The sequence below is a fragment of the Microcystis sp. LE18-22.4A genome (assembly GCF_027531105.1).
Classification (GTDB): Bacteria; Cyanobacteriota; Cyanobacteriia; order Cyanobacteriales; family Microcystaceae; genus Microcystis; species Microcystis aeruginosa.
In genome coordinates this window covers 1-4,400 of record NZ_JAPZRB010000207.1, presented here as the reverse complement: position 1 = coordinate 4,400, position 4,400 = coordinate 1, and the positions used below count along the sequence as shown (strand labels likewise).

4 protein-coding genes and 1 pseudogene are annotated in these 4,400 nt (G+C 45.2%); 3 read left to right on the top strand and 2 right to left on the bottom strand.

Annotated features, from left to right (window positions below; translation table 11 throughout):
- The first annotated feature begins 26 nt into the window (after positions 1 to 26).
- The 3 genes from tnpA (at position 27) to O9295_RS09120 (ending at position 3,137) form a co-directional block, all read left to right on the top strand.
- Entirely contained in the window at positions 27 to 398 is a 372-nt protein-coding gene (tnpA, locus tag O9295_RS09130) for an IS200/IS605 family transposase (protein WP_353851855.1), read from the top strand.
- A gap of 211 nt (positions 399 to 609) precedes the next feature.
- Positions 610 to 1,716, top strand: coding sequence for a hybrid sensor histidine kinase/response regulator (locus O9295_RS09125; RefSeq protein ID WP_004162706.1), 1,107 nt, complete (start codon positions 610 to 612; stop codon positions 1,714 to 1,716).
- A gap of 20 nt (positions 1,717 to 1,736) precedes the next feature.
- Positions 1,737 to 3,137 (top strand): ankyrin repeat domain-containing protein, encoded by a 1,401-nt coding sequence (locus O9295_RS09120; protein ID WP_353851854.1) that lies wholly within the window; start codon positions 1,737 to 1,739, stop codon positions 3,135 to 3,137.
- A gap of 257 nt (positions 3,138 to 3,394) precedes the next feature.
- On the opposite strand, the gene O9295_RS09115 is transcribed toward O9295_RS09120, so the two are convergent.
- The gene (locus O9295_RS09115) at positions 3,395 to 4,117 is read right to left on the bottom strand and encodes a Stp1/IreP family PP2C-type Ser/Thr phosphatase (RefSeq protein WP_147071561.1); all 723 of its coding nucleotides are present in this window, start codon (positions 4,115 to 4,117) and stop codon (positions 3,395 to 3,397) included.
- Positions 4,118 to 4,176: 59 nt separating this feature from the next.
- Positions 4,177 to 4,400 (bottom strand): annotated as a pseudogene (locus O9295_RS09110) (RRXRR domain-containing protein); the annotation flags it as partial.

Below are 4,400 nucleotides of genomic sequence, written 5' to 3'. Positions count from 1 at the left end.
GTTTATAGACTTACCGCTCACGTCGTATTTGTCATCAAATACCGACCATTGCTATTAACAATGAAATCTTAGCCCGACTTCAAGAAATCTTTGTATCAACGCTGACGAAATGGGAAAGCGTGTTGCTTGATTTCAACGGTGAATCGGATTACGTTCACCGGATTATCGATGACAAACCTGACATCGCTTTATCCAAATTAATCGCTAACCTTAAAACAGTTAGTAGTCGCTTAATTAGAAAGGAATTTCTGGATTTGGCGGCCAAGTATTTCGACAATAAACCTTATTTTTGGACGGGAGGTTATTTCGTGGCTAGTTGTGGCGGCGTTACTGTCGAACAACTAAAAAAATACGTCGAGAACCAAAACTCCCCAAAAGTGGAAACGCTACCGCGTTAGTTTCATTCCGGTGGCGATTCATCTCCCGTTAACTGCGTAGCGGTTTAACGGGAGATGAATCGCGACCTTGAGATAGCAAATTAGGTTATACTTCATCTTTAAGAAAAAAGCTGTAAGAATCGACCTCGAAAATGTCTTGACCATCGAACCCGATTCGAGGTATTATATCAGGGTAGATCAGACAGTAATGAAATTCAGATTTAAATTGGCAATGTTAAACCAGTTAAGAATTCTAATTGTTGATGATAATGAAGTAGATCGGATCGCCGTGCGCCGATTCTTAAGAACATCGGAGATGGCGATAGAAATAACAGAAGCCGCTGACTATCAAGAGGCTAAAGAAAAGATGTCCAATAATCTTTTCGACTGTATGTTTATCGATTATCTTCTACCCGATGGAGATGGTTTGACTTTGGTGCGGGAAATTCGGCAACAGGGACTTAAAATACCCCTAATTGTTTTAACCGGTCACGGAGACGAAGGAATTGCCGTAGATATGATGAAAGCCGGTGCTTCCGATTATCTGAGTAAATTTCGTCTTTCTGCCTCGCGCTTAAATCAAGCGATGCGAAACGCCCTACGCATCTATGAAGCGGAACAAGAAGTGGCGATTGCCAAACAAGAAAAAGAGCAATTGGCTAGACAAAAAGAAGATTTTGTTTCGAGGATGACCCACGATTTGCGAACTCCCTTAGTGTCTGTCAATCACATATTAGAACTATTTCAAGAAGGTTTATACGGTGAGATTACTCCCGAAATGAGTCGAGTCATTCATGTGATTATTCGCAGTAATCAAAATCTCTTGGAAATGGTTAATAATCTTTTGGAAGTTTATTGTTATGAAAACGGCGAAAAGATACTTAATTTTACTAAATTAAAGATTATCGATATTCTCGAAGAAGTCTGTCAGCAGTTAACTCCCCTTGCCCGAGAAAAAGGACTAGAATTAAGCTTAAATGCCGAAAATGCCGGGGAAATTTTCCTAACTGGCGATCGCTTGGAACTGCGGCGCGTTTTTACCAATCTCATCGGCAATGCGATTAAATTTACCCAAAAGGGTGATGTGAAAATTCATCTCATCCCCGCTACAGAGGAAGATACTTTTGTCACCATTGTGGTCGAGGATACTGGTATAGGCATTTCAGCAGAAGAACTACCCCGGATTTTCGAGCGCCTGTACTCCGGTTCCCCAGACAGTTCCAACAATGGGTTAGGACTTTATCTCTCCCGTCGCATTATCGATGCTCATGGGGGAACTATTGCCGTCACCTCAGAATTAGAACGGGGTAGTAGCTTTTCTGTCCGTTTACCTGTCTAGAAAGATCGATAATAGAAAAAATACTTTCTGCCGATCGGTCACTGTTAATGGCTTCTAATTGGGATATCTTGTTAATACAAGCGGCGCGTCAGGGCAATCTCGCGCGGGTTCAAGCTTTACTGAGTCAGGGGGCAAATGTCAACGCCACTGATGGGCAAAATACTACGGCTTTAATCTATGCCGTGCAGGGGGGTCATAGGGAAATTGTGGCAATTTTGCGAGAATTTGGGGCTGATATCAACAAAAGTAAACAACCTCAAGGTTTAAGCCCTCTCATGTTAGCGGCTGCCCTCAATCACAGTCAAATCCTCCCTCAACTAATCGCTGCCGGTGCTAATATCAATCAGGTCAATCAAGATGGTACACCAGCACTAATGATCGCCGTTTATAAGGGTCATACAGCGATCGCAGAACAGTTATTAACCGCCGGCGCTCGGGTCAATATGCGCGATCGGGATGGAGATACGGCTTTATCTGTAGCGATCAAACAAAATTACGCCGCCATCGTCCGTTTACTGCTCGATAGTGGTGTAGATGAAGAAATCCGTCAACAAGCTTGGTTACAGGCTCTCACCGCTAATTGCCCAGAAATCCTCGAATTGTTTATTACCCGTGGTATGCCCCTCGATGCTCCCACTTTATCCGGGGAAACTCCCCTAATTTTGGCTGTAGAGAGGGGAAATCTCGGCAGCGTGCAAACTTTACTGCAAGCGGGAGCAAATCCAAACATCAGCACGGAGGAGGGAGAAACTGCCCTCATGATCGCCGCTGCTGAGGGATATTTCGATATTGTCCGACTTTTACTCGCTAAGGGGGCCAGTGTTGACAATCAAAATCAGGCTGGAGAAACGGCCCTGCATTTAGGGACGATCGAAGGACATCTAGAGATCGTCCAGGCCCTACTACAAGCTGGCGCTTTTGTCAATCACCGCAACCATTTTGGTGATACACCCTTGATCATCGCCACGGTGCAAGGATACGAAGCGATCGTTTTAGAATTGTTAAAACAGGGGGCGGAGCCTAACCTAACTCAGCAGGGAGAAACACCGTTAACTTTAGCTCTACAGCGCAAATTTACGAAAATCTGTCGTTATCTCCTCGACTACGGGGCTAATCCCAACGCCGTTTATCCCGATGGCAAAACCGTCCTCATGAAAGCTTGTGAGGGCAATAATAGTCAACTGGTGCGCCGGTTAATCGATATCGGTGCTGATGTCAATAAACTCGATTTTAGCGGCGCTTCCCCTTTAATGTGGGCGAGTTATCACGGTTGTCTCGACACGGTTAAAGTTTTGTTAGACGGGGGAAAGGTGAACTTAAATCAGAAAAATCAAGGGGGAATGAGCGCTTTAATGTTAGCTAAATTTAATCACCATCAGGCGATCGTTTCTTTATTAAAACAAGCGGGAGCGCTCGAGTAAGCTGCCCGCGAATTTAAATTGCTTGTGGAGATGAGGCGATCGGCGGTCGGTAGGAGATAGGGTGTTAGGGTGTTAGGGTGTTAGGGTTTTAGGGTTTTAGGGTTTTAGGGTGATAGGGTGTTAGTTGAAATTCCCCCACTTCCCCACTTCCCCACTTCCCCACTTCCCCACTTCCCCACTTCCCCACTTCCCCACTTCCCCACTTCCCCACTTCCCCACTTCCCCACGAGAAACTTTTTGCCGCAAACCCTAGATAGTCAACAGCTTACCATGACCACGGTGATATTATCGGAACCGCCAGCTTTTTTGGCCGCTGCCACTAAATTTTCGACAGTTTCCTGACAATCAGCACCGGTTTGCAAATAATCGCTAATTTCCTCGTCGGACACTTCTTCCGTCAAACCATCACTACAGAGAATTAAACTATCGCCAGATTGCACATCAAGGGGAGATACCGTCACTGGGGGCAAATCGCGACGACCGAGACATTTGAATAAAATGTGCCGATAAGGGTGGTTTTTCGCATCTTCTTCGGACAGATCGCCCATTTTTATCGCCCTAGCGATCAAAGTATGATCCTCCGTCACCTGTTCTAATTTTTGCTCACGAAAGCGATAGAGACGGGAATCACCAATATGGGTGTACCAAGAGCCATCATCTCGGAAGATAGCTATGACTAGGGTTGTCCCCATCTCCTGTCTTTCGGGATTTTTCAGTTGATCTTCAATAATCTTCTCGTTAGCGGCAGTAATTGCCTCCTGCAGCAATTCCCCGGCAGCCCGGGGCGAATTCCAGTGTTCTTCTAGATGAGCTTGGATAGTTTCAGTGGCGATTTGACTAGCTTCCTGGCCTCCCGCATGACCCCCCATACCATCGGCAACGATAAAAAAGCGGCGCTCGGGGTCGATATAATAACTATCCTGATTAACCGATCGCACTACACCAGGATCGGTCATTCCCCCAAAAGAAAGATTGTTCATCGAAAAAATGCGTCTGAAACCCCGCCCTTTAGCGATAGCGGAGGGCGGCTTTATACAAGTTAGTGAGAAACAATTAAACCGTTAGAACGACGAATTAACTGAATCTTGCTAACAGCTATTTGTCCCAATCGTTTCCAACTGGTATCGCTTACAGATAGCTGTTTTTCGGTATCTCCACTAACATAACCAATTCCTTTGGGAGAAGAAACTAAATCTCCTTTACGGAACCCATGTCTTGTGGTAGAGCCACCATATTTACGTCGTTTACCACCCTTAGAAAAAA